This window comes from Pseudomonas sp. GW822-FHT02D10 (assembly GCF_058802345.1).
In genome coordinates, this window is record NZ_JBXAOB010000037.1 from 1 (window position 1) to 922 (window position 922).

Consider the following 922-nt stretch of genomic DNA (forward strand, 5'->3'; position numbering starts at 1 on the left):
GATTCGAACTTGCTCTCGATTTCCAGAATGCCGCTGTCCGGACACTGCGCCACACTGGAGATGAAATCGTCATCGCCGGTACTCACCGCTGTGGTCGTGCTGCCGAATTTGATCAGCCGCTCCATACCCATCAGCGACGGCATATCCGCAGCGTGACTGACCTTGTCGGCGGCTTTGCTGAACCAGTGGTTGAGTTGTTCGCGATAGAGGCGGAGGGTGTCTTTGAAGCTGTCGAGTTCCTGCTCGATCCGGGCAACGCGGTCCATCAGCACTGGCCCTTCAGGAGGCTATTGAGGGTCAACGTGAAGCGCGTTTGATGGGCAGGTTCGAACATCCGATGTCTCGAAGCAGAATGAGGGCGGGCGATTCTGCATGAGCGATACGGGGTATTGATTGGGAGGCGGGAAAATCAGATTTGCCCTGATTTTTTAGAGAATTTTCCTTCAGAAATCAGGATTAGCGGTTACAGACAATTCTTTCAGATAACCGGCGTTGAAATTGCGGACGCCATTGCGGGCGAGCCTTGCGCCTACAGGTTAAGTGTCCGCCACATCAATTCGCACGCCCCAACCACTCAGGCCGGCCGGTAGGCCGCCGTGCTGTTGCTTTTGATCTTGATCCACCCGCCCCCTCGGGAGGCCGAGTGGAGGTGTTCATCAGGGGGTGGGCGCGCAGCGCCGTACGGCGCAGCCGGACACATCGAGAGGAGGTCGTCGCGAAGCAGACCGTAGGCGATGCCCCCTGATGAATGCCGGGGTGAGGGAACGCCGAACCTAAGCGAGGGGCCGTACGCTCGGGGCGAGCGTTTTTTGCTTACTTTTTTAGGCGCTTGTAAAAAAGTGAGGCGCCGTAAGGGCCAGCCCTTTCAAGGTCTTTTCCCTTTATGGGCCTTAAGCACCCGATCCGTCGACACATGAGCATG

Annotated in this window: 1 protein-coding gene; it reads right to left on the bottom strand. The window is 57.3% G+C overall.

What is annotated here, in order from left to right; all coding sequences use genetic code 11:
- On the bottom strand, positions 1–266 hold a 266-nt coding region (locus tag AC1RPZ_RS27310; RefSeq protein ID WP_493141017.1), incomplete at its 3' end, for a hypothetical protein.
- Between the last annotated feature and the right edge of the window lie 656 nt (positions 267–922).